The organism is Ruminococcus intestinalis, assembly GCF_014288065.1.
Taxonomy (GTDB): domain Bacteria; phylum Bacillota; class Clostridia; order Oscillospirales; family Acutalibacteraceae; genus Ruminococcoides; species Ruminococcoides intestinale_A.
The window spans coordinates 221,486-245,875 of record NZ_JACOPS010000004.1 but is presented as its reverse complement, the minus strand read 5'-3'; the positions used below and the strand labels follow the sequence as shown (position 1 = coordinate 245,875).

At 39.2% G+C, this 24,390-nt stretch carries 15 protein-coding genes; 3 read left to right on the top strand and 12 right to left on the bottom strand.

The window, feature by feature from the left end:
- Together pyk and H8R91_RS09510 are read right to left on the bottom strand one after the other, a co-directional pair.
- Window positions 1-1,443: a pyruvate kinase gene (gene pyk / locus H8R91_RS09515; RefSeq protein WP_186935811.1), complete on the bottom strand. Its 1,443-nt coding sequence runs from the start codon at window positions 1,441-1,443 to the stop codon at window positions 1-3.
- 193 nt (window positions 1,444-1,636) lie between these two features.
- Window positions 1,637-3,613, bottom strand: coding sequence for a CotH kinase family protein (locus H8R91_RS09510; RefSeq protein ID WP_186935810.1), 1,977 nt, complete (start codon window positions 3,611-3,613; stop codon window positions 1,637-1,639).
- Between the two features lie 167 nt (window positions 3,614-3,780).
- Between H8R91_RS09510 and H8R91_RS09505 the strand changes: the two genes are divergently transcribed.
- The gene (locus H8R91_RS09505) at window positions 3,781-4,602 is read left to right on the top strand and encodes a cohesin domain-containing protein (protein ID WP_186935809.1); all 822 of its coding nucleotides are present in this window, start codon (window positions 3,781-3,783) and stop codon (window positions 4,600-4,602) included.
- A gap of 545 nt (window positions 4,603-5,147) precedes the next feature.
- Here H8R91_RS09505 and H8R91_RS09500 read toward each other — a convergent pair.
- From H8R91_RS09500 to H8R91_RS09485, 4 genes are all read right to left on the bottom strand, one after another.
- Window positions 5,148-6,506, bottom strand: a complete 1,359-nt coding sequence (locus tag H8R91_RS09500) for a citrate/2-methylcitrate synthase (protein ID WP_186935808.1) — start codon at window positions 6,504-6,506, stop codon at window positions 5,148-5,150.
- A 240-nt stretch (window positions 6,507-6,746) separates the two neighbouring features.
- Window positions 6,747-9,008 carry an alpha-amylase family glycosyl hydrolase gene (locus H8R91_RS09495; protein ID WP_186935807.1) on the bottom strand — a complete coding sequence of 754 codons (2,262 nt, stop codon included), beginning with the start codon at window positions 9,006-9,008 and terminating at the stop codon, window positions 6,747-6,749.
- Between the two features lie 268 nt (window positions 9,009-9,276).
- Complete coding sequence (locus tag H8R91_RS09490) at window positions 9,277-10,095, bottom strand: Cof-type HAD-IIB family hydrolase (protein ID WP_186935806.1); 819 nt, start codon at window positions 10,093-10,095, stop codon at window positions 9,277-9,279.
- A 211-nt stretch (window positions 10,096-10,306) separates the two neighbouring features.
- Complete coding sequence (locus H8R91_RS09485; RefSeq protein WP_186935805.1) at window positions 10,307-11,407, bottom strand: TIM44-like domain-containing protein; 1,101 nt, start codon at window positions 11,405-11,407, stop codon at window positions 10,307-10,309.
- 314 nt (window positions 11,408-11,721) lie between these two features.
- Between H8R91_RS09485 and cysK the strand changes: the two genes are divergently transcribed.
- Window positions 11,722-12,654: a cysteine synthase A gene (cysK, locus tag H8R91_RS09480; protein ID WP_186935804.1), complete on the top strand. Its 933-nt coding sequence runs from the start codon at window positions 11,722-11,724 to the stop codon at window positions 12,652-12,654.
- 418 nt (window positions 12,655-13,072) lie between these two features.
- On the opposite strand, the gene H8R91_RS09475 is transcribed toward cysK, so the two are convergent.
- Window positions 13,073-13,510 (bottom strand): RrF2 family transcriptional regulator, encoded by a 438-nt coding sequence (locus H8R91_RS09475; protein ID WP_186935803.1) that lies wholly within the window; start codon window positions 13,508-13,510, stop codon window positions 13,073-13,075.
- Between the two features lie 470 nt (window positions 13,511-13,980).
- On the opposite strand from H8R91_RS09475, the gene H8R91_RS09470 reads away from it, so the two are divergent.
- The gene (locus H8R91_RS09470) at window positions 13,981-15,279 is read left to right on the top strand and encodes an O-acetylhomoserine aminocarboxypropyltransferase/cysteine synthase family protein (protein WP_186935802.1); all 1,299 of its coding nucleotides are present in this window, start codon (window positions 13,981-13,983) and stop codon (window positions 15,277-15,279) included.
- 174 nt (window positions 15,280-15,453) lie between these two features.
- Here the strand turns inward: H8R91_RS09470 and nrdG are convergent, their stop codons facing one another.
- The 5 genes from nrdG to ilvD all read right to left on the bottom strand — a co-directional run bounded on the left by nrdG (window position 15,454) and on the right by ilvD (window position 24,077).
- Window positions 15,454-15,969 (bottom strand): anaerobic ribonucleoside-triphosphate reductase activating protein, encoded by a 516-nt coding sequence (gene nrdG, locus H8R91_RS09465; protein WP_022233864.1) that lies wholly within the window; start codon window positions 15,967-15,969, stop codon window positions 15,454-15,456.
- A gap of 2 nt (window positions 15,970-15,971) precedes the next feature.
- The gene (locus H8R91_RS09460; RefSeq protein ID WP_186935801.1) at window positions 15,972-18,338 is read right to left on the bottom strand and encodes an anaerobic ribonucleoside triphosphate reductase; all 2,367 of its coding nucleotides are present in this window, start codon (window positions 18,336-18,338) and stop codon (window positions 15,972-15,974) included.
- A 423-nt stretch (window positions 18,339-18,761) separates the two neighbouring features.
- Window positions 18,762-19,955: a cation diffusion facilitator family transporter gene (locus tag H8R91_RS09455; RefSeq protein WP_186935800.1), complete on the bottom strand. Its 1,194-nt coding sequence runs from the start codon at window positions 19,953-19,955 to the stop codon at window positions 18,762-18,764.
- A 144-nt stretch (window positions 19,956-20,099) separates the two neighbouring features.
- The gene (locus tag H8R91_RS09450) at window positions 20,100-22,172 is read right to left on the bottom strand and encodes an elongation factor G (RefSeq protein ID WP_186935799.1); all 2,073 of its coding nucleotides are present in this window, start codon (window positions 22,170-22,172) and stop codon (window positions 20,100-20,102) included.
- A gap of 246 nt (window positions 22,173-22,418) precedes the next feature.
- Window positions 22,419-24,077: a dihydroxy-acid dehydratase gene (gene ilvD, locus H8R91_RS09445; RefSeq protein WP_186935798.1), complete on the bottom strand. Its 1,659-nt coding sequence runs from the start codon at window positions 24,075-24,077 to the stop codon at window positions 22,419-22,421.
- Window positions 24,078-24,390: the final 313 nt, after the last annotated feature.

Genomic DNA, 24,390 nt, shown 5'->3' with positions numbered 1-24,390 from the left:
TTATAAAATCCTTACATTAAGAGAGTCTGTGCTTGAAGTAGGTGCAGTTCTGTTTGAAGAAATTACAACTACAATATCGCCCTTTTTAAAGTAGCCCGTGCTTAAAGCCTTTTCCATTGCCTGCTTTGTAATGGCATCGGAAGTTTTCTTTTCTTCACCGATAAGTGCTGTAATACCCCAATTAAGGCAAAGTTTTTTACAAACAAGCGAAGAGGTAACAACTGCAATTATCGGAACATTCGGGCGGAAATGTGTCATTGCTCTTGCAACTTTACCTGTAGCACTCTCAACAATAATAGCTCTTGCGCCAACCTGATGAGCAATATCTCTTGCCGCACGGCAAATACTGCCTCTGATTGGGTTGCTGTCCTGAATACTGTGATGTTCAATATAGTCTTTAAGAGCTGTAAACTCACCGTTCTGCTCTGCCTCAAAGCATATAGCGTCAAGAGCCTTAACACTTTCAACAGGGTACTTACCTGCGGCAGACTCACCCGAAAGCATAACTGCGCTTGTACCGTCATACACAGCATTGGCAACATCGCTGATTTCAGCTCTTGTAGGACGAGGTGAAGAAGTCATACTCTCAAGCATTTGAGTTGCTGTAATTACATATTTACCTCTTGCAACGCACTTTCTGATAAGTGTTTTCTGAATTTCAGGAAGTTTAATAAACGGAATTTCAACGCCCATATCACCTCTGGCAACCATAATGCCGTCGGCGCAGTCAATAATAGCGTCCATATCGTCAACACCGCTCTGATTTTCAATCTTTGCGATAATTTCTACATATTCAAATCCGATGCTGTCAATAAAATCTCTTAATGTAGCTACATCTTCGTGTGTACGAACGAATGATGCGGCAACTACATTTGCGCCGTGAGAAAGACCAAATTCAATATCTTTTCTGTCCTGTGCACTGACATAAGGCATATTTATATGATAACCGGGAATATTAATACTCTTTCTGTTCTTAAGTGTGCCGCCCTTAACTACTTTGCAAATGATTTCGTTAGGAGTCATACTGTCAACAACTATTGAGATAAGACCGTCATCTAATAATAATTCTCTGCCTATTGCCGCTTTGCCGTCGGCATTGAACAAATCAATAAGCTTAGGGAAAGAAATTGCCACGCCTGTTTCGTCACCGACTTCTTTATTCTTGCAAAGGCTAAAAAGCTGACCTTCAATAAGTTCTATACTGCCGTTTTCAAATGTGCATACTCTTACTTCCGGACCTTTTGTATCTAGAAGAATTGACACAATTTTTCCGCTTTCGGCAATAGCTTCTTTGAGAACATTAAAAGTGTTTTCCAAATCGTCATATGCTCCGTGTGACATATTAATACGAGCAACATTCATACCTGCGTTGATCATCTCAAGCAAGGTTTCTTTATTGTTGCAGGCAGGACCAATTGTGCAAACAATTTTAGTCTTCCTCATAATAACCTCCATAATTAAATCAAATACTATCCTCAATAATACCCAAAATTTTCACAAATACATTATATACCATTACCGTAAGTTTTTCAATAAATTTTGTGTAAATTTATAATTAAATAATAGAAATATGACTTTTAAAAATCAAAATACCGCTTGAAATCTTCCGAAATCAAGCGGTATAAAAATTTAAATTTTATTGTGTAATTATCTGCTGTAAAGCTGTGACATCTCTCACATCAATAATTCCGTCTTTGTTTATATCAGCCATTTTTACACCTTCAATGTCAAGTGTTGCACTTTCTGCAATGTAAAGCTGAAGAGCCGTTGCGTCACGAACATCTAAAATTCCGTCATTGTTAAGGTCATTTTCAATTCTTGGATTTGACGGTTCGTAGTCAGCATACATTTCGTTGCTAAGCCAAGCCGCACGGCTTGTAAGCCAATCGGCACAATAATTGTACATTCCGTCAAAATTGTTGCTGTACTTTGTAACAGTATTGCTTACTGTATATTTGCCTGTGGAATAGTCAAAGGTAGCTACATTGAGTTTGCTGTGGTCTGCAATCCAGCTGCCTGTATTGAGCAACCAACCGCTCTTGTAGTTCATCTCTGCACTGCCCTTTAGGTAGTTATAATAAACATCAGATGAATAAATTTCTCCTTCACTTACTCCGCTTGACATAAATGTTTTGAGAGCCGGAACAAAGTCCTCAAACCAAACCTGCGGTGCAGCCTTAATAACATTTTTATTTCTCGAAATCAGATTCATAACATTGTTTGTGCTGTTGCTGTTTTTACCTTTATCTTTGTATTTGCACCACCAACCGCTGTACTGTTCATAGTCATTTACTCCTATATTTCCGAGATCCCATTCAACGCCCTTTGCGTTACCGAGCGAGTTATCGTAATCCCATACAGGAGAACCGTAGAATTTCCAATTGCCGTTTTCGTCCTGCTTATATGTAAAGTAAAGACTTGATACGCCCGAATCCCAGTTTTTGCTGAGTTCGTTTATAAGATAAATCTTTGTTACAGAATCAACATCAGCATAATCGGCAAGATTTTCAGTTGAATTTTTAATTGCATTGTAAAAAGAATCAAATTTGTTTTTTACATAATTTTTAACTTCGTCGTAGCCTTTGTCCCCCGGTGCAAGCTCGGGAGTTTTTAATGTAATCTTATTACCGCTTGATGAAGTGAAGTGATAATCATCATCAGTAGCACTTGCGTCAACCTCGCATACAAATTGGAAGTTTTCGTTGATTGAGCCGTCCTTGTTGAGGTAGCCTTTATCGTCAATATCGCTTAAAAGGTTAGTTTTACCTGTGTCAATCTTTTGGCACATCTGGTAAGAACCCCAATAATAGCCGTCTGAATAAAAATCAACATAACGGGAATCTGAGGCATACGGCATATCTACCGCATCTGAAAGGTCATACAAAAATCTGTTTCTTGAAAGAGAATCATCCTGATAATTTGCAAGCATTGAAAATTTCTTGCACTTATCCATCGAACCGATTGTTACATTATCCTTGAAAGTAATGTTGTAAGGCTTTTTAGCCTTGCCCCATGTTGAGTTGCCTCTGCCCTTGATTTTCTTAACATCGGCAGTTTCAATTGTGCCGTCTGCATCGATAATTGCGGCTGTTGCGCTTGCGGAATTACTCTTATCACGATTAAGGTATGTGATAAGCTCCGTACCGTTACCGTCGGCATTGTCATTATTGATATATACGGCGGACTCTGCGGTTGATTTCATAAAAATCAAAGTAAAGTTTTTGCCGCCCGCATTTACCTTATACTCAACATTTGTATTGTACGGTACCGAACCCGACTTATGTGAGTCAACAGTAACTCCGTTTATTGTAATCGGTGATGAATAAGCGTTGTAAATATCAACTTTTTCTCCGTTTGCCGAAGAAGGCAGGAAGAAATACTTTTTATTACTGTCTATTTCGTTAAAGTTCTCATCGTGTACACTTTGCCATCTCAGCCAAGCCTGTGTATCTTCAGAGTTTAAAACAGCGTGAGCATATAATGCGTCATATGTCTTAAATCCCGGTGTAGAAACGGTGGATTCGGTTGTCTGTGCCGCAAGAGCAGATACAGAAAAGCCTGTAGTAAGCATTACAGCAGAAAGTCCTACTGCAATAATTTTTGCTAATTTCATCTCAAACACTCCTAAAAATTCATTCAGTTTTCACATATCTATTATATCATAGAAAAAATTAAATTACAATGTCAAATTTTGCAAATTATTATTTAAATAATTACGCTTTATTTTTATAATATATTTTGCTATAATAGGAACAATAACATTAGATAAGGAATGATTTTATGAATAATTCAAAGCATAAAGCAAAGAGGCTTTCTGTTGCACTTTTGATTGCCGTACTTGCCGTTTCAACATCTTTTGCAAGTGTAATGACCGGTTGTGGCAGTAAAAGTGAAAGCTCGGCAGCATCTGCAACAGTAGCCGATACCTCTGCCGCTAATGCCGAAAACACAACAGTTGCCAATGACAAATCAGAAAGCGAAGTAACTTCTGAAAGCAGCAATTCACAAAGTTCGGGTTCTGAATCAAAGTCCGAGTCTGCTCAAAGCTCTGAAAAGTCAGAATCAAGCGGCTCTTCCGATTCTTCAAAAGCCGAATCAAAATCAGAAAGTTCCAAAAACGATGCATCAAGTAAAAATGACACAAGCAAAAATGACACAAGCAAGAATGACTCGGGCAATAAATCTTCCGATACACTTTCTGTTGACGGTCACGATTACAAAAAAGGCGATACCGTAACAGTTACCTATACAGTTAAAAGCACAAAGGTACTCGCAAACTTCCAGGGTACTATAACTTACGATTCTTCAAAACTTAAAGTTAAAAAAGCCGAGCTCCAAAGTCCTGTTAAATCAAACAGCATTGTTAATGCCAAAAATGCCGGTGTAATTAAATTTAACGGTTCAGACATTACAAGCGGATACGATTTCACAAATGGCGGCGACCTTATTGTAGTAACTTACGAAGTAACGGGTACAGGTTCTGCAAAGACAAGCTATTTATGGGAATCTGCAAGCACTATTGAAAATAATAAGATTATAACCCATATTGATAATAACGGAAAATCAGACGGTACAGTTTCACTTTCAACATCTTATAAATAAAATGTTAAAAACTCTCGCTTGGGCGGGAGTTTTTTATGTTGGGGCAACATTAATAAATTATGATTTAGCGGAATAATTTGGAAAAGCAACTATAGAAGTTTGGTCGACCTTTTCAAAGGTCGTGGGTGTGGGCAAAGCCCACAAATACTTTCCGTTTATGCAATCTAACGATAGCCGAATGGCTTGCTGTTTGGCGGCTTGAACGCAACGGCGAATACCCTTAAATGCGATAGCAACAAGAAAGCCACTCAATAAACAATAAATAAGCAATTTTTTCCAAAAGGCTACCGCCTGTTTTTTTCAAACTCGGTGCAGGTATGCAAACAGCGTAGCTGTTTGCGCCTGATAAATTGTTATATCGGAAGATTTTTATGCGTGCTGCCCAAACCCGCAATTTTTGAAAAATTGAGTAAACTTTTTTTGTTTTTGGGAGGATAATTTAGCGTTAGCTAAATTTCAATGCCCGACCGACACTCCGCTAAACCATAACTTTTACGAAAAAATAGGCGGGTACTCTTTGCAAGTATCCGCCTAAATTTTTAATATTATCTTTTATCAAGTGGAGTATAATTCTTTGTTGTAGAAATACTCATATAAGCAGGACGAATAATCTTGCCGCCGTTTACAATTTCCTCAAGTCTGTGTGCGCTCCAACCTGCAATTCTGGCTGTAGCGAACATCGGTGTATAAAGCTCACAAGGAATGTCAAGCATACTGTAAAGCAAGCCGCTGTAAAAATCGACATTGGACGCAACGCCTTTATAAATCTTACGCTTTTTGCCGATAACCTGCGGAGCAAGTCTTTCTACTCTCTCATAAAGTTCAAAGTCCTCATCATAGCCTTCTGCTTTTGCAAGTTTTTGAACTGCGCCCTTAAGAATAATCTGACGAGGGTCAGAAATTGTATAAACAGCGTGACCCATACCATAGATAAGACCCATTCTGTCGAATGTCTGCTTTTCGAGTATTTTTTCAAGGTAATCTTCAATTTCTTCGTCATCTTTCCAGTCTTTTATGTGCTTTTTAATATCCTCAAACATATAGAATACTTTAACATTTGCACCGCCGTGCTTAGGACCTTTAAGAGATGCCAAAGCCGCTGCCGTTGCCGAATAAGTATCTGTACCGGAAGAAGTTACAACATGAGTTGTAAATGTAGAGTTGTTACCGCCGCCGTGCTCCATATGAAGAATAAGCGCCATATCAAGAACTTTTGCCTCAAGCGGTGTGTATTTTCTGTCAGGACGAAGTAATGACAAAATAACCTCCGCTGTGGACATAGTAGGCTCTGCACGGTGAATATAAAGGCTTTTGTCACGGAGATAGTGGTTATATGCATGATAACCGTAAACCGAAAGCATCGGAAATACTGAAATAAGCTGAATACACTGACGAAGAACATTATCTACCGATGTATCATTAGGGTTATCATCGTAACAGAACAAAGTAAGTACGCTTCGAGCAATCGAGTTCATCATATCTTCACTCGGTGCTTTAAGAATAACATCACGAACAAAGTTCTGCGGTAAAGTTCTGTATTTTACAAGCAATTCCTTAAAATCCTTAAGCTGTGCGACATTTGGCATTTCGCCAAAAAGAAGAAGGTAAACAACTTCTTCAAAACCAAAACGATCATCCTCAAGAATACCGCCGACAATATCGTTTACATTATATCCACGATAATACAACTCACCGTCGCAAGGAACAAGCTTACCATCAACTTCTTTATTCTGGATAATTGTGGAAATATCTGTAAGGCCTGTTAATACACCCTTACCGTCAAGGTCACGAAGTCCTCTCTTAACATTATACTTTGAATAAAGACTTGTATCGATCATCGAATTTGAGATCATTTTTTGTGCCAAGTCATGGATAGCCGGTGTGTTATCTGAATAACTGCCCATCAAAATCACTTCCTACAATAAAGATTAGTAAATTTATAATTACCATTAAAGAACATTATATCACATTTTAAAGCAAAAGAAAAGATACAAAATGCTTTAAAGTGTCTTATTTATAATTAAGATTATGTCATATTTATATACATTTTAGCAAAAATATTCATTTATCTGCAAATATATACAAAAAGAGGATGAATTTTACTCCATCCTCTTAGTTGTAATTATAATTATTTAATTATTTAATTACTTAAGATATGTACCGTTTGTACCGATCTTACCGTCAATGCCTGTGAAGCCTGAACCGCAAGCTACATAGCATCTCATGTTGGCTTTACCGATACTGCCTACTGTAAGTGTGCCGTTTGTAACAGTCTTAACATCACCTGTAACAGCGTCAATATACTTGCCGTTAGGAATGTTCTTGAATGTAGCGCCGCCTGAAATAGTTACAAGTGCAAGGCTGTCTACGCCTTCGCTTGAATTTGTATAACGGCGGATAAATGCCATATTACCAGTTACATATTCGCTGTCCTTTGTATACTGACCTTTCTGGAGAGCAGGTACCGCCCTACGAATCATATTCAGTTGTTTAAGGTGAACAGCAAGCGGAGAATTAAGAGTTTCGGCAACTGTTCCCGATGCGCTATATTCACCGAAATCAGTAGCTGAAACATCACCCTCAAGATAATCGCCGAAATATGCACGACCTAAAGTTGAAAGAGGAGCATTTGGACCAAGGTCTATACTTACACCCTTTTGGAATTCAACTTCTGAACCATAGTATAGACATGGAATTCCACGGAATGTAAAGAGAAGTGAAAGGTTTTCTGCCCAAGCCTGAGTACCACCATTATAACGAGTATCCATATCAGGACCGTAGTCATGGGAGTCAACATAAGTTACATTCCATGTTGAATCATTATAATATGGATCCTCTTCAAGAGCACGGGTAAATGCATTGCTGGCAGTAGAGAAGTTCCAATGCATTGGGAAGTCAATAACGCCTGTGCCATTGCCCTTACTGTAATCAGGAGTATGATATGTAATACCATTAAGATAAACATTATCAGAAGTTGGCTGATTACTTGTAGATGAATTGCTTGCATAGTGAGCATTTGTAAGGTTTACATTTTCAAGCTGATCATCGCCGAGAGCATTGATATACTTGCTGTCTGTTTCTGCCCAAGTATAGAAAGGAGCAGAAATTGCAGGGATATTATGATTCCAAAACTCGCTTACACGAGTACAAACCTCGCCGAATACATAGAAATTCTTTCCGCCTGTCTTAAGCCATGATGGGAAATAGAACTGGTTAAGAGTAAGTCTTGATACATGCTTTTCGGTATCCATTCTGAATGCGTCAACACCCATGTTGATATAATCGCCGTAAACATTGTTAAGATACTCTGCAACCTTTGGATTTTCTGTGTTTACATCAACGCAGTCACCGGCAATCTGTCCTGTCTGTACAGTTGGACTTTCCCAGCTAAGGTCTTTGTAATGATGATAGTTATTTTCTGTGTCATGATCGCCTGAATCAAGAGCCTTAGTATCCTTCATTATATTAAGTCTTGCCTGATACTGATAACCCGGAGCAAGACTGTCATAGTCAGGGAATGTTTTTGCAAAATCCGAATCAGGAATCGGAACCATACAATTAACAGATTCAAGATCCTTAAGTGTGTTATACTCTTTTGTAAACATAGGAGCGAGAGTAGCCTCACCAAAGTTACCTGTATGATTGATAACTATGTCCTGAATAATCTTCATACCTTTTTCATGTGCAGCATCGATAAGGTCCTGATATTTAACATCGTCACTCTCATAACGAACATCAACAGTTGAGAAATCAAATGCGTGATAGCCATGGTAGTCATAACCTGACGCATTTGTTACAACAGGAGTAATCCAAATTGCACTGAAGCCTAAAGCCTTGATGTAATCAAGTTTTTCGATAAGACCCTTAAAGTCGCCTCTCCAAGCAGGGTCTGAATCAGGGTTGTTAGCTTGCTGGTCGTCCCAACAATGAACATTGTTGCCTGTGTCACCGTCATAGAAACGAGTTGTGATTACAAAGTAAATTGAATCTTCACGAAGATCCGTTCTCTGCCAGTCATCAAAATCATTCCAAGACTTAGAAGACCATCTTCCGTTTTTGTACCACCACTCGCCGCTGTTTCTTGTTGTTTCAGCAGACTGAGTGCCGTTTGTAACAAACATCATATTGATTTTTGTTACATTGTCGAATGTGTAGCAGTAGCTGTTATCACCCTCGGCGGTCATTTTAGGACCGGGGTAATCTGTTGCGATATTCTGCGGAAGGCTGTTCCAATAATAGATGTTCGGTGCGCCGTCTTCAGAATACACATGCACTTTAATACCGTCGTATTTAGCCTGAACTGACTCAGCATCGTCAACAGTAGCAGCCGAAACCGACACAATACCCACTGTTGCCGCAATGCAGACAACGAGCATTAAAGCGATGAGTTTTTTTACCTTTGTCATAGCTTTTCCTCCATTTTCCGTTAAAATCAAAATTTAACATCTACATATAATTATAAAGTAGTTATTAACGATTTTTTTTCTGATTTAGAATTATTCGAAATCTGTGCTTCCAAACATTTAATACTTGTTTTATGTAATTTATACAAAAAAGTGAACAAAGTGCTGTTTTTTTAAAAAGCAGACAGATTTTTCGACAAAGCAAAAAACTCTCCGATTAAATTCAGAGAGTTTTTATATATCACAACTATTTATATATCAAAACTACAAATTATATATTACTTTTCAAAACATATTTTTCAAGTGTTTTTGCAACTCCGTCAGCATCATTTGACTCGCAGACATAATTTGCAATCTTTTTTACATCTTCCTCTGCATTGCCCATAGCAACTCCAAAACCCGCATAACCAATCATAGTTATATCATTGTAATTGTCGCCAAAAGCAATCATCTCTTCGTTTGTAAAACCGAGTTTTTCAAGCAGCATAGGCAGCATAGAACCCTTTGTTACGCCGAAAGGCATAATCTCGAGGAAGTACGGTGCGCTCTTATACACATCAAGCAAACCGTCATAGCGTTTTGCAAGAATTTCGTTATATTTATCAATTTCGGCAGGTTCGCCCGAAAGTAAAAGTTTATTGATTTTTTCAGGAATATTCGCCGCAAAATCTTCCACAACAACCATTTCCATTTTGAGAATATCTCTTTCAACATTTGAATAATCATTCAAAGTGCCGCCTGTAATGATTTTCTTATCATCATAGGTATGAACAGAAAGATTTGATTCTTTCAACACACCGAGTATGTCGGAAAGGTATTCCTTCGGAAAATCCTTACTTACAATAGTTTGTCCGGTAGTACAATCAAGAATTTTTCCTCCGTTGAAAGCCATAATATAACCCTCATAGCGGTCAAGCAATAAATCTCTTGCAATGCTCTGAATCCCCATAGGATGTCTGCCCGAAGCGATTACAACCTTTTTGCCCATTTTTTGAGCGTCAATAATAGCGTATCGAGTGCGTGGAGTAATCTCTTTTTGAGAGTTAGTCAGAGTACCGTCAATGTCAAGTGCAATAATTTTGTAATCCATAATATCACCTTGTACTTAGAAATATTGATTAACAAATCATTTACAATATAACACACAAGTTAAAAAAATGCAAGTATTTGATACATTATGTAAAAAACAACTTTGTTTATAGCTTTATTTTGCCATTATATAAAAAAATATTTACGGATTAAATACAAAAATCGGGACCGGAAAAATCCCGGTCCCGAACAGCAATAAAAATTACTGATTATTACTGATTATTATTTGTATTGTTTTGAGCATTGTTATCTTTTTCAATATAAATGCCTTGGTCAACAGTATCGTTACGAATAGAAGAATATTCGCTGAGTACCCATGAATACTGACCTGTTGTAATTGTACTTCCGCAGTATTCGCACTTGCCGGAACTTGACATTTCAAGAGGAGCACCGCAATTCGGGCAACTGTGTGACTTAAGCGTCTGACTGTTTGCACTTGTGGTCTTAATGCTTGCATTACGGGCAAAGCGAAGTGTGTACCTCAGCTCGTATCTTGCATTAGGATCTCCACGGAGAACCTGACCGGTCTTTTCGTTTATCTCATAGTCTGTAAGACGGGCATTGAGATAAACTGTAACATACTCAAATTCTTTATCTCTTCGATATGCTGTAAGATAAGCTGTACTTACGGCTACATTTTCAATCTTATTGATTACGCCGTTTGCAATCTTGCGATCAATCTGTTTTTGAGTTTGATTGTAGAGATTATCGTGTAAATAAATTCTTACAGGTGAAAGGTCACGCTTGCTCCAAGCGTCCTGAATGGTAACATATACATATCTTGAGAATGAAAGGAAATCTTCTGCCGAGAAGTTCGGATCATTCTGCTTGATAAGGTCTGAAATCTGTGCCGTACGGTCAGGAAGTGTAATATTTCTGCCTGCCGACTGCTGAATTGTCTGTGATCTGCCAACAGTAGTAGTTGTTCTTTTAGTTGTTCTTTTGCTGTCCTTTTTGCTCCTTATCATGCCGTAAACAACTATACCGATAACTACAAGGAAAACAACTAACGTTCCGCCAAATCCAAGACCTTCTCCGCTGCTTTCGGAACTGCTGTAGTCTGAACTGTCCCAATCAGAACTGTCACCCCAATCGGAACTGCCGCCCCAGTCAGAGCTGCCGCCCCAATCAGAACCGCCGCTGTCATAGTCATTTGAATCGCCAAAGTCAAGCGGAGGTATTCCTAAGTCCGCTGTTTGGTTAGTATGTACCGATTGATTACTTTCGACAGAAACAGCATTAACTGATGAAAAAGCTGTAAAAGCTATCACCGCCATAAGTACAGTCAGTACAATCGAAAAACATTTTTTCAAAGTTATACACCTTCTTTTAAATTTCACGGTAAATCCGTTTGCTTATTATTGCTCTAATTTTAACATATATTGTAAAAATTTGCAATTATATTTATAATTTTGTTTATAAAAAATCCCGTTGTATTTCTATACATATTGCATATCAGCATAAAAAATTCGATATTTATTATTTTTTCGGAAATATTTATATTTAAGTGTTGACAATGCAATATTGCGGTGCTATAATAATACCTATAATTTATGTAGGTTTAATAAGGATTGAATTTCAATTACGGACATTACTATAAACATTATATTTTAAAGGAGAATGCATTATGAAAATTTACGAGAAAATCACTGACCTCATTGGCAGAACACCTATTATGAAACTCAATAATTACTCTGCTGCACAGGGACTTGACACACCTGTACTTGCAAAGCTTGAATATTTTAATCCGGCAGGAAGTGTTAAGGACAGAGTAGCAAAGGCTATGATTGATGATGCGGAAGAAAAAGGCTTGCTTACATCTGATTCTGTAATCATTGAGCCTACAAGCGGTAACACAGGTATTGGTCTTGCAGCGGTAGCAGCCGCAAGAGGTTACAGAATTATTCTTACAATGCCTGAAACAATGAGTATCGAACGCAGAAATCTTCTTAAGGCTTACGGCGCAGAACTTGTTCTTACTGACGGTGCAAAAGGTATGAAGGGTGCTATCGCAAAGGCTGACGAACTTGCAAGTGAAATTCCGCACAGCTTTATTCCGGGTCAGTTCGTAAACCAGGCAAACCCTGCCGCTCACTTTGCAACAACAGGTCCTGAAATCTGGGAGGATACAGACGGCAAGATTGACATTTTTGTTGCAGGCGTAGGTACAGGCGGTACCGTAACAGGTGTAGGTAAATATCTTAAGTCAAAAAATCCAAATGTAAAAATCGTTGCAGTTGAACCGGCTACATCACCTGTACTTTCAAAGGGTGTTGCAGGTCCTCACAAAATTCAGGGTATCGGCGCAGGCTTTGTTCCTGAAACACTTGATATTAATGTATATGACGAAATTTTCGCAGTAGAAAACGATGACGCATTTGCAACGGGCAAGGCAATCGCTCGTGCCGAGGGTGTACTCGTAGGTATTTCTTCGGGTGCGGCAGTATATGCGGCAACCGAGCTTGCTAAACGTCCTGAAAACAAGGGTAAGATAATTGTAGCGCTTCTTCCAGATACAGGCGACCGTTACCTTTCAACTCCAATGTTCTCAGATAAATAATTTTTAATATCTATCCCCTGTAGTATATTTTAACAGACTTCAAAACTTGATTTTGAAGTCTGTTATTTTTTACGGGAAATAGACTTATTTTTTGTTTTAAAGCCTAAAAATTATTTATTATTGTAGATAACAGCTAACATTTTATAACAAAAATATTGTAAAAACTGCCTTTTGAAAAATATAAAATTCAATTAGACAGAAGTGGTACAAAATATAAAATTTTGTCTGAAATTCAAAAAGACAACGGTTCTATTATTGTTGAAATAAAAAAGCAGTACAATACTTCTCCAATCGGAGATTATTTTAATTAACCAATTTAACCAATCAATAATAAGAATTTCAAAAACGCAAAGCCATCTTTGACGCAAATCAAAGATGGCTTTCCAAATTCTTCTATAACTCTATTTCTTATAAACTGTTATATAACATAGTCATTGCCAATGCTTTCGGCCTGATGGTCAATAATATCCTGAATAGTGATGCCGTCAAGATACTTTGTAATAACCTCATTAAGTCCCTGCCATACAGGCAAAGTAATGCATTCCTCGCTCATAGGGCAGTTATTCGGAGTGTGGTCAAGACAAGCAACAGGAGCAAGGCTGCCCTCTGTAATGCGGAGAATCTCGCCTACCGTATATTGGTCGGGAGTTCTTGCAAGGCGGTATCCACCCTGAAATCCACGGTTTGTAAGTAACACATCGGCTTTATTAAGAATAGGCATAATCTGCTCAAGATATTTTTTGGAAATATTCTGACGAGCCGCAATATCCTTAAGTGCAATGTAACCGTCATTCTGGTGCATTGCCAAATCTATAAGCATTCGCAGTGCGTATCTTCCCTTTGTAGAAATTTTCAAATTAACACCACCTTTTACTAAGTATTTGCAAAAATATAGCATTCATCTATAACATAATAATAACATATATTTAGTAGGTTTTCAAGTTGTTTTTTATCCGATTTATATTTTAATTATCTTTCTATAGGTATATTGGCCGCTTATAATTCTACAAATATGTTATAAAACCGGCAAATTTTGCTCTAAAAACCTACTAAACAAATATATTTTTAAAAATTTAAAAAATAGTATTGACAACGGGTAAATTATATGATAATATACAATCACATTAAACCTATGTAATTAGTAAGTTTTAGCAAAGGAGAATTCTAATGCTTCTATTATTTGTAAATCTATTAAGACAAAACTACCGATACGGACGAATGTGCAGTACCTCTGGATGTTGTTGCTGACGCAACAAATACATTACTACATTATTTTTATTATAACATTGTAACAAACTAAATTAATTATTGAAAGAGGTAAATAAAATGAGCACATTAAAAGATAGAAAATTACACTTTGAAACACTTCAGCTTCATGTAGGACAGGAATCAGCAGACCCGGTAACAGATGCAAGAGCAGTTCCGATTTACGCAACTACTTCTTATGTATTCCACAACAGCCAGCACGCCGCAGATCGTTTTGCACTTAAAGATGCAGGCAACATCTACGGCAGACTTACAAACCCTACAGAAGATATTTTTGAGCAGAGAATTGCAGCTCTTGAGGGTGGTACAGCCGCTCTTGCAGTAGCTTCGGGCGCAGCTGCAATCGCATATACAATTCAGGCTCTTGCTAAAGCAGGCGATAACATCGTAGCTGCAAAGACAATCTACGGCGGCACATATAACCTTCTCGAGCACACACTTCCTGCTTACGGCATTACAACAACATTTGTTGATCCTGATGAAGAGGGTGCTTTTGAAAACGCTATTGACGAGAATACAAAGGCTCTCTACATTGAAACACTCGGCAATCCAAATGCTAACCTTATTGATATTGAGGCTCTCGCAAAGATTGCACACGCACACAATATTCCGCTTGTTGTTGACAGCACATTTGCAACTCCTTACCTTGTAAGACCGTTTGAGTATGGTGCAGACATCGTTGTTCATTCAGCTACAAAGTTCATCGGCGGTCACGGTACGGCAATCGGCGGTGTAATTATTGAGAGCGGTAAGTTTGACTGGGCTGCATCAGGTAAATTCCCACAGTTTGCAGAGCCAAACCCATCATACCACGGTGCTGTATTTACACAGGCTGCTCCGGGTGCTGCATTTGTAACATACATCAGAGCAATTCTTCTCCGTGACACAGGTGCTACAATCTCTCCGTTCCACGCATTCATTTTCTTGCAGGGTCTTGAAACACTTTCACTCCGTGTTGAGCGTCATGTAGAAAACACAAAGAAAGTTCTTGAATTCCTTGTAAATCACCCACAGGTTGAGAGCGTAAACCACCCATCACTTCCAAACTCACCGTATAAGGCACTTTATGATAAGTACTTCCCTAACGGCGGCGGTTCAATCTTTACTTTTGAAATCAAGGGTACAGAAGAAGACGCTAAGAAGTTCATTGATAATCTCCAGGTATTCTCACTTCTTGCAAATGTAGCAGATGTTAAGTCACTTGCTATTCATCCTGCATCAACAACACACTCACAGCTTAACGAGCAGGAGCTTGCAGAGCAGGGCATTAAGCCAAATACAATTCGTCTTTCAATCGGTACAGAGCATATTGATGATATTCTCTTCGATTTACAGGAAGCATTTGAGGCTATTAAATAATCAAATCACATAATTCAAATATTTACGGACTGCATTTTGTGTGCAGTCCGTATTTTTTATTACTGTTTAGTGCACAGTTTAAAGCAAATAATTATAAAATACTCTGCTGCTCTAACTTTTGAAAAAATCAGCAAAACACAAAACCTGCGTTATACTCAACAACGCAGGTTTTGTTTATATATCGTAATTTTCAACTATTTGATTACTTTCAAGGCTCTTTTTCACATCAATAATACGCTGATTTCTGCTTCCTCTGAACTTAAGCATCAGGCTCTTTTCTTCAAGTATAAATCTGCCGTCTATAAGGTAGTCCGTCTGTTTGAGCAAATCCATCCATTCAGGATGTTTGTCTGCTCCCTCAAGCAGCTTTTCATAAGTATAGCCCGTGTATGTAACTACATTATATCCGTTTTCGTGTGCAAGTCTGCCAAGCTCTGCAAATGCCTCTGCCTGACAAAACGGTTCGCCGCCCGAAAAAGTAAGTCCCTGCAAGAGCGGAAGTGACTTTGCGACATTGATTATCTTCTCAACCTTGCCGTCAAAGCCGCCGTCAAAGTCCCACGTTTTTTCGTTGTGGCAGCCCTCGCAGTGATGCGGACAACCCTGGCAAAAAACTGTAAGTCTGAAACCCGGGCCGTCAACTATGCTGTTTTTTATAACTCCTGAAAGTCTTATAATATCTTTACTCATAATTATGCTGTAATATCATCGGAAAAATCTTCCATACCGCAACATTCGGAAACAGAATGCTTTACCCTATCCCTTACCTCGGCTGCCTTTGCATTGTTAAAACGCTCTGTTGTACCTACAAGGTAGCCTGTAATTCTGCGGATACGCTCAAATCCCTGACCGTTCTTAGTTTCTTTTCTGCCGCACTGCGGGCAATAATCACCGATAATACCTGTATGTCCGCAAACAGGGTCACGGTCAACGGGGTGGTTGATTGCACCGTAGCCGATTCCGCTCTCTTTCATACAACGGATAACAGCCTCAAATGCGTCAATATTCTGTGACGGGTCACCGTCAAGCTCAATATATGAGATGTGACCGCCGTTTGTAAGATTGTGATAAGGTGCTTCAATCTTAATTTTATCAAATGCGGAAATATTGTAATAAACAGGTACATGGAAAGAGTTTGTATAATACTCTCTGTCTGTAACACCCGGAATAATTCCGAAACGCTCTTTATCAATTCTTACAAATCTGCCCGACAAGCCCTCTGCAGGAGTACCGATAACACCGAAGTTAAGTTTATACTTCTCGGTAGCCTCGTTCATCTTCTTTCTCATATAGCCGACAATTTCAAGGCCGAGCTTTTGTGAAGTTTCGCTCTCGCCGTGATGTTTGCCTGTAAGAACCACAAGACACTCGGCAAGTCCGATAAATCCGATTGTGAGTGAGCCGTGCTTTAAAACATCTCTTACAGAATCGTTAGGAGTAAGCTTGTCGCTGTCAAGCCAAATACCCTGACCCATAAGGAAAGGATAGTTTCTGACAAGTTTCTGACACTGAATTTCAAAACGCTCAAGAAGCTGACCTACAACGAGATCGCACATTCTGTCAAGCTGTTCAAAGAAGAAGTCAATATTTTTATTTGAAAGAATTGCAAGTCTTGGAAGGTTAATTGAAGTAAAGCTAAGGTTTCCTCTGCCGTATGTAATCTCTCTGTCAGGATCGTAAACATTGCCCATAACTCTTGTACGGCAGCCCATATATGCAACCTCTGTTTCAGGATGACCGGGCTTGTAATATTGGAGATTGTACGGTGCGTCGATAAATGAGAAGTTAGGGAAAAGTCTTTTTGCAGAAACTCTCATTGAAAGTTTGTACAAATCGTAGTTCTTATCCTCCGGATTGTAGTTTACGCCCTCTTTTACCTTGAAAATCTGAATTGGGAAAATAGGTGTTTCACCGTTGCCAAGACCTCTTTCCGTAGCGTAAAGGAGGTTCTTCATAACAAGTCTGCCCTCCGGAGAAGTATCTGTACCGTAGTTAAGTGAGCTGAACGGAATCTGTGCGCCTGCTCTTGAATGCATTGTGTTAAGGTTATGGATAAGTGCCTCCATAGCCTGGAAAGTAGCCTTATCTGTTTCAGCCTCGGCATGTTTAAACGCAAAACGCTGAATTTTCTCGGCAACTCTGTCTTCAAACTTTTCTTTAAGAAGTGCAAGCTCTTCCTTTTTATAATTAGGAGTCTGATTTTCGAGTGTCGGCCATTCGCCGCTTGCCTCCTCTGCCTTTTCGCAGATTTCTTTTACTGTAGCGTCAGGATCTTCGGCATCTGTCAAAAGTTCAATTGCTCTTTCAAGATTGATTCTGTAACGCTTTCTGTATGTTTTCTTAACGCCCGGAGCCATTGAGTAATCAAAGTTAGGCACACTCTGACCGCCGTGCTGGTCATTCTGGTTAGACTGAATTGCAATACATGCAAGTGCCGAATATGATGCAATGTCATTAGGTTCTCTCAAATAGCCGTGACCTGTTGAAAAACCGCCTTTAAAAAGTCTTACAAGGTCAATCTGGCAACAAGTTGTGGTAAGTGTAAAGAAATCAAGATCGTGAATATGAATATCACCGTCACGATGAGCCTTAGAATACTTAGGGTCGAGAATGTACATTTCATTGAACTGTTTTGCGCCCTCTGAACCGTACTTGAGCATTGTGCCCATTGCGGTGTCGCCGTCAATGTTTGCATTCTCTCTCTTTACATCGTTATCTTTTGCTGATTTAAAAGTAAGGTCCTCATAAATCTTCATCAGCTTTGTGTTCATTTCACGCACTCTTGTACGCTCTGCACGGTAAAGTATATATTCCTTTGCAGTTCTTGCATGACCGTTTTCAATAAGCACCTTTTCAACAGCGTCCTGTACCTGCTCAACTGTAGGAGCCTTATCTCCGCACTTTTTCTCAAGTAAATCTCTTACCTGTACCGAAAGTGCTTTTGCGGCATCATAATCGTTACCGCCGATTGCCTGTGCAGCCTTATAAATGGCTTGTGTTATTTTTTCTGTGTCAAAATTCGCTTCTCGTCCGTCACGCTTAATAATTTTTGTTATCATTTCTCTTCCTCCGTATTTATAACTCCTATATATGTCTATATTTAGTGTTACTTTTATAATTTTCACTATATATTGTGGTATATGTATTGCCGAACACAAGTTTTATTCTATCATAAAGAGGCGTTTAATTCAATCGTCAAACTGACAAAAACAGATTTTTTTATTTGTTTAATTTGAGCAATTTTTTTAGGATAATTACAAATTAGAATATTACAAAAATTTTCTATAATATGTGACCGTTTGTTTATATCGCCACAATATATTGTATATTGTTCTAATAATTAAACACTGACATAAAATCAAAACAAAAAGCAATCGGGCTGCTTTATCAAACAGCTTGATTGCTTTTATCAGTAAGTTTTGCGATTTAACGCACGGTTTTAACCAAACCTTTATAATCGCTTAATAAAGTGTTTTGCTAAATCATAATTTAATATTTCCGCCACATTCAAGGCAGATTTTATCAATATGTATTATCGGGATAAGTTTTTCATCAATCTGCGCTATTTTTTCTTTCACAGCATTTAACGCATCTGTTTCTTTTAATTTACATTCAGGCGGAACCACAAGGTCAAAAAGTACACGCTGATGCTCTTCTCCCTTTACAATTCTGAAATCGTGCAGGCTGAGTGCGCTGTCAATACTGTCAAGCGACTCGTTTATCTTTTCTTTTAATTCAATAGTATATTCATCGGAAACCGCAATCGGATCCATATGAATAGTAACCACGCAATTATACTTTTCCTGTATTTTTCTTTCAAGTCTGTCGATTACATCGTGCGCCTTTAAAATATCGACATCGTAAGGAACTTCCGCATGGAAAGAAATTATACATCTTCCCGGACCGTAATCGTGAATGAGCAAATCGTGAATACCCGTTATAAGTTCGGTAGAAAGCACAATTTCTCTGATTTCGTCTATAAATTCCGGGTCGGGAGTATTTCCGAGCAAAGGTGAAAGACTTTCCTTAAAAGTGCTTATACCCGTATAAAGAATAAATCCGGCTACGGCACAACCGAGCCAACCGTCGATATTCACACCTGTTACGGCAGATATGCCCAAACCTATTAAAACTACCGAAGTAGCAATACAGTCGGTGAGAGAATCCATTGCCGTTGCCTTAAGAGCAGACGAAGAAATCTTTTTTGACATTGCCCTGTTGAAGAAAAACATCCACAGCTTTACACAGATTGAGCCGATAAGAATACATACCGACAACAAAGTAATTGCTGTGCTTTCTTCGGGATTAATAATTTTTTCAATTGACGATTTCAAAAGTTCCACACCCACAAGGATAATTGCACACGATATTCCCAAACCCGCCACATATTCATATCTGCCGTGACCGTAGGGATGTTCTTCATCGGCAGGTCTGTTGGCAAGTTTAAATCCCAAGAATGTTACAACCGAACTGCCTGCATCAGACAAGTTATTGAATGCGTCTGCAGTTACGGAAATTGATGCGGTGAGTATCCCCGACAAAAGCTTTGCACTGAACAAAATGAGATTCAGTATTATTCCGACTACACCCGAAAAATTACCGCAAGCCGAACGCACCTGCGGATTTTTTATGTCATCATAATTTTTTATAAACTTTGAAAGCACTAAATCCAACAACTAAAAACACCACTTAACAAATAAACTACACCATATAATGGCATTAACAATAATTTAGCACAGCACATCAAAGTTAGTCAAGAGAAACAAATCCCATTGCAAAGAAATGCAACGGGATTTGATAAAATTATAAAGTTATTTTGCTTATTCAGCGTCAGCCTTAGCTTTTTCAATTATCTTTTGAGCAACATTTGCCGGAGCGTCTTCATATCTTGCAAAAGCAAATTCATAACTTCCTCTGCCCTGCGTAACCTGACGAAGATAGGTTGCGAAATTATCCATCTCTGCCATAGGAACTTCGCCCTCAACAATCTGCATACCGCTGTCCTCGGCAGGAGTCATACCGAGCACTCTGCCTCTGCGTTTGTTTACTTCACCCATTACATCACCCATATTTGAGTCGGGCAATGTAACCTTAAGAGAGCCGATTGGCTCAAGAAGTGTAGGAGATGCGTTTGGAATACCGTTTTTATATGCCATACTTGCGGCAGTTTTAAACGACATTTCCGAAGAGTCAACAGGATGATACGAACCGTCATAAAGTGTAGCTCTGATACCTACCATCGGATAACCTGCAAGCACACCTTTTTTAATGGAATCACGCAAACCCTTTTCTACTGCCGGGAAGAAGTTTTTAGGAACTGCGCCGCCGACAACTCTTTCCGCAAATTCAAGACCTTCGCTCTCGCAAGGCTCAAACTCAATCCAAACATCGCCGAACTGACCGTGACCGCCTGACTGCTTTTTATATCTGCCCTGTGCCGAAACTTTTTTCCTGATAGTTTCACGATATGCGATTTTCTGCTTTTTAAGAACCGCCTCTACATTGAATTTTGACTTTAACTTTGAAATTACAACATCAAGATGCTGCTCGCCCAAGCCTGAAATAAGCATTTCGTGTGTTTCGTGATTTGTTACATATTTAATAGTAGGGTCTTCCTCGCTTAGCTTTGCAAGTCCCTGTGCTACCTTGTCTTCATCGCCCTTTGTGACAGGATAAATAGCCATTGTATATGATGATACAGGATAATCAATACCCTCAAGCACTACTTTTCTGAGCGGTGAGCAAAGTGTGTCGCCTGTTTTTACAGACGCAAGTTTTGGAATAGCACCGATGTCGCCTGCACCTATATAATCGGTTTCAACCTGTTTTTTACCTCTTACGGTAAGAACCTTTCCTATTCTCTCCTGTGTGCCTGTTCTCATATTTACAAGCGGAGTATCGGCACTGACTTTTCCCGATACAACCTTAACATAAGAAAGTTTACCTACAAACGGGTCAACAACTGTTTTAAATACAACTGCGGCAGCCGCTGCGTTTTCGTTGACGCTGATTTCAACAGGTTCGCCGTCAACATCAACAGCAATTTCGTCACCTTTATCGGCAGCGGTAGGTGCAAGCCATACAAGACTGTTCAAAAGCTGGTCAAAAGCAAATGTATTGTGTGCGTCACCGCAGAATACAGGGCAAATTGTACCGTCTTTAACACCCTTACTTACGCCGAGTATAATTTCTTCCGGAGTAAATTCTTCACCCATAATAAACTTGTCGAGCAGCTCCTCGCTTGTTTCCGCAACAGCCTCTTTAATAGCCTCACGCAAACCCTCAAGTCTGTCGCCCATATCAGGAAGCGGAGTCTGCACTACAGAACCGTCTGTATCATATTTATAAGCCTTATAATCAAAAAGATTTACATATGTATTTGCCTGACCGTCAACAATGTACGGAACAACAACAGGACAAACAGTAGGGCCGAATGTAGCCTTTAAACTCTCAAATACACGGTAGAATCTGGCACTTTCATCACAAAGACCGTTTACGAAGAAAATCTTTGTAAGGCCTGCCTTGGTGGCAGCTTTAACAGCCTTTTCGGTACCGACATTTACACCGTCTTTGCCCGATACAACGATAAGTGCTGAATCGGCGGCACGCATACCCTCTGCAACACCGCCCTCAAAGTCGAACAAACCGGGAGTATCTATAATATTTATCTTGGTATTTTTCCATTCAATGGGAGCAACCGAGGTTAAAATTGAAGTCTGGCGCTTGATTTCCTCGCTGTCATAATCAAGAACGGTATTACCGTCTGCAATATTACCAAGTCTTTCAGATGCCTTTGCAAGATATATCATACTCTCGGCAACAGATGTTTTACCGCATCCGCCGTGACCTGCAAGGGCAATGTTTAATATTTTTTTAGCATTGTACTGTTTCAAAAGAAACACTCCTTTCGGGATATATATTCAAATCTTAAGCGTTTTCGACAATTAGTAATCAACTTACTTGTCAATTATAGCATATTTGTATAAAACTTACAATAGAAATTTGACGATAAGCTAAAAAATTAACTCCTTGCCTAATAAGACAAGGAGTTAATTGTGCAAATTGCTTATTTTATAAAATTTAAATGTTTAAAACATAAAAATCCGAAAGGTTTTTTGTGCAATTACACCAATTCAATATTACTCAAGAACTGCGCCCTGTGCACCAGATGTTACAAGTTTTGCATAACGGGCAAGGTAGCCTGTTGTAATCTTTGGCTGACGAGGTTTCCATTCGGCTTTACGCTTAGCAAACTCTTCGTCAGAAATAAGTAAATTGATAGTATTTGCGTTGATGTCGATTTCAATTGTATCGCCCTCTTCAACAAGTGCGATAGGACCGCCGACTGCTGCCTCAGGTGAAATATGACCGATTGCAGCGCCTCTTGTAGCGCCTGAAAAACGGCCGTCTGTAATAAGAGCTACACAATGACCGAGGCCGCTGCCCATAATAGCAGATGTAGGATTAAGCATTTCTCTCATGCCCGGACCACCCTTAGGACCTTCGTAACGGATAACAACAACATCACCAGGCTTAATATTGCCTGCGTGAATTGCCTCAATAGCGTCCTCCTCGCAGTCAAATACTCTTGCACTGCCCTTGTGCTGTAACATTTCAGGAGCAACTGCACTTCTCTTAACTACGCAACCGTCAGGAGCAAGGTTGCCCTTAAGAACAGCGATACCGCCTGATGTGCTGTACGGATTTGTTACAGGACGGATAATGTCTGTGTCTTTAATCTCACAGCCCTCAATGTTCTCTGCAACAGTCTTGCCTGTAGCTGTGATAAGGTCTGTGTTAAGGAGATTGAGTTTTGTAAGTTCGTTCATAACAGCGTAAACACCGCCTGCCTCGTTGAGGTCTTCCATATATGTATGACCTGCAGGAGCAAGGTGACAAAGGTTAGGTGTCTTTGCGCTGATTTCATTTGCAATATCAAGGTTAAGTTTAACGCCTGCCTCTTTAGCGATAGCAGGAAGGTGAAGCATTGTATTTGTTGAACAACCGAGAGCCATATCAACTGTAAGAGCATTCATAAATGCCTTTTCTGTCATAATGTCGAGCGGACGGATATTCTTTTCGAGAAGCTCCATAACTTTCATACCTGCGTGTTTAGCAAGTTTGATTCTCTCTGAATAAACGGCAGGAATTGTACCGTTACCCTGCAAGCCCATACCGATAGCCTCTGTAAGGCAGTTCATACTGTTTGCCGTGTACATACCCGAACAAGAACCGCATGACGGGCAAGCCTTGTTCTCAAACTCGCAAAGTTCCTCTGCAGAAATTTTGTTTGCCGTGTAAGCGCCTACAGCCTCAAACATACTTGAAAGGCTTGTCTTTTTACCCTTTACATGACCTGCGAGCATTGGACCGCCGCTTACAAAAACGGTAGGAACATTAATTCTTGCGGCAGCCATTAAAAGACCCGGAACATTCTTATCACAGTTAGGAACCATAACAAGAGCGTCAAATGCATGAGCCTTTGCCATAGCCTCTGTTGAGTCGGCAATAAGTTCACGGGTAACAAGCGAATACTTCATACCCTCGTGACCCATAGCAATACCGTCACAAACAGCAATTGCAGGGAAAACAATAGGAACACCGCCCGCAAGAGCAACACCCTGCTTTACAGCGTCAACAATCTTGTCTATATTCATATGTCCCGGAACAATATCGTTCTTGGAGCTGACAATACCGATAAGAGGTTTTTTCATTTCTTCTTCAGTAAGACCGAGAGCGTTCAGAAGTGAGCGCTGCGGTGCGGCATTAACGCCAACCTTAATTACATCACTTTTCATTTTATTATCCTCACTTTATAATTGTTAATAAATCAATGCAAAACCGCACCGATTTACCTCTATAAGCTTTATTCTAAACAACAGGTGTGAAAACTGTTTAGTAATATAATCTTAGCACAATAAGTGCATAAAATCAAGTTAGTAAGTAACATTTCCTGTATTTTATAAATGTATATCCGATAAATATTCGGTATGCTTTTTATAATATAAAAATCTTTTCACAAAAAATAAAAATACATTTTCATACTCAAACTTTGCCAATAACGAATTTTGAACAGGAAAGAAAAAGTAAGAGGTTCCAAGGTCACTGACC

Bases quoted from the DNA above. Each gene is read 5' to 3' on its own strand.
- cysK (WP_186935804.1), top strand. From the start codon at position 11,722: ATGAAAATTTACGAGAAAATCACTGACCTCATTGGCAGAACACCTATT.
- pyk (WP_186935811.1), bottom strand. From the start codon at position 1,443: ATGAGGAAGACTAAAATTGTTTGCACAATTGGTCCTGCCTGCAACAAT.
- H8R91_RS09510 (WP_186935810.1), bottom strand. From the start codon at position 3,613: ATGAAATTAGCAAAAATTATTGCAGTAGGACTTTCTGCTGTAATGCTT.
- H8R91_RS09505 (WP_186935809.1), top strand. From the start codon at position 3,781: ATGAATAATTCAAAGCATAAAGCAAAGAGGCTTTCTGTTGCACTTTTG.
- ilvD (WP_186935798.1), bottom strand. From the start codon at position 24,077: ATGAAAAGTGATGTAATTAAGGTTGGCGTTAATGCCGCACCGCAGCGC.
- H8R91_RS09495 (WP_186935807.1), bottom strand. From the start codon at position 9,008: ATGACAAAGGTAAAAAAACTCATCGCTTTAATGCTCGTTGTCTGCATT.
- H8R91_RS09490 (WP_186935806.1), bottom strand. From the start codon at position 10,095: ATGGATTACAAAATTATTGCACTTGACATTGACGGTACTCTGACTAAC.
- nrdG (WP_022233864.1), bottom strand. From the start codon at position 15,969: ATGAGTAAAGATATTATAAGACTTTCAGGAGTTATAAAAAACAGCATA.
- H8R91_RS09470 (WP_186935802.1), top strand. From the start codon at position 13,981: ATGAGCACATTAAAAGATAGAAAATTACACTTTGAAACACTTCAGCTT.
- H8R91_RS09460 (WP_186935801.1), bottom strand. From the start codon at position 18,338: ATGATAACAAAAATTATTAAGCGTGACGGACGAGAAGCGAATTTTGAC.
- H8R91_RS09500 (WP_186935808.1), bottom strand. From the start codon at position 6,506: ATGGGCAGTTATTCAGATAACACACCGGCTATCCATGACTTGGCACAA.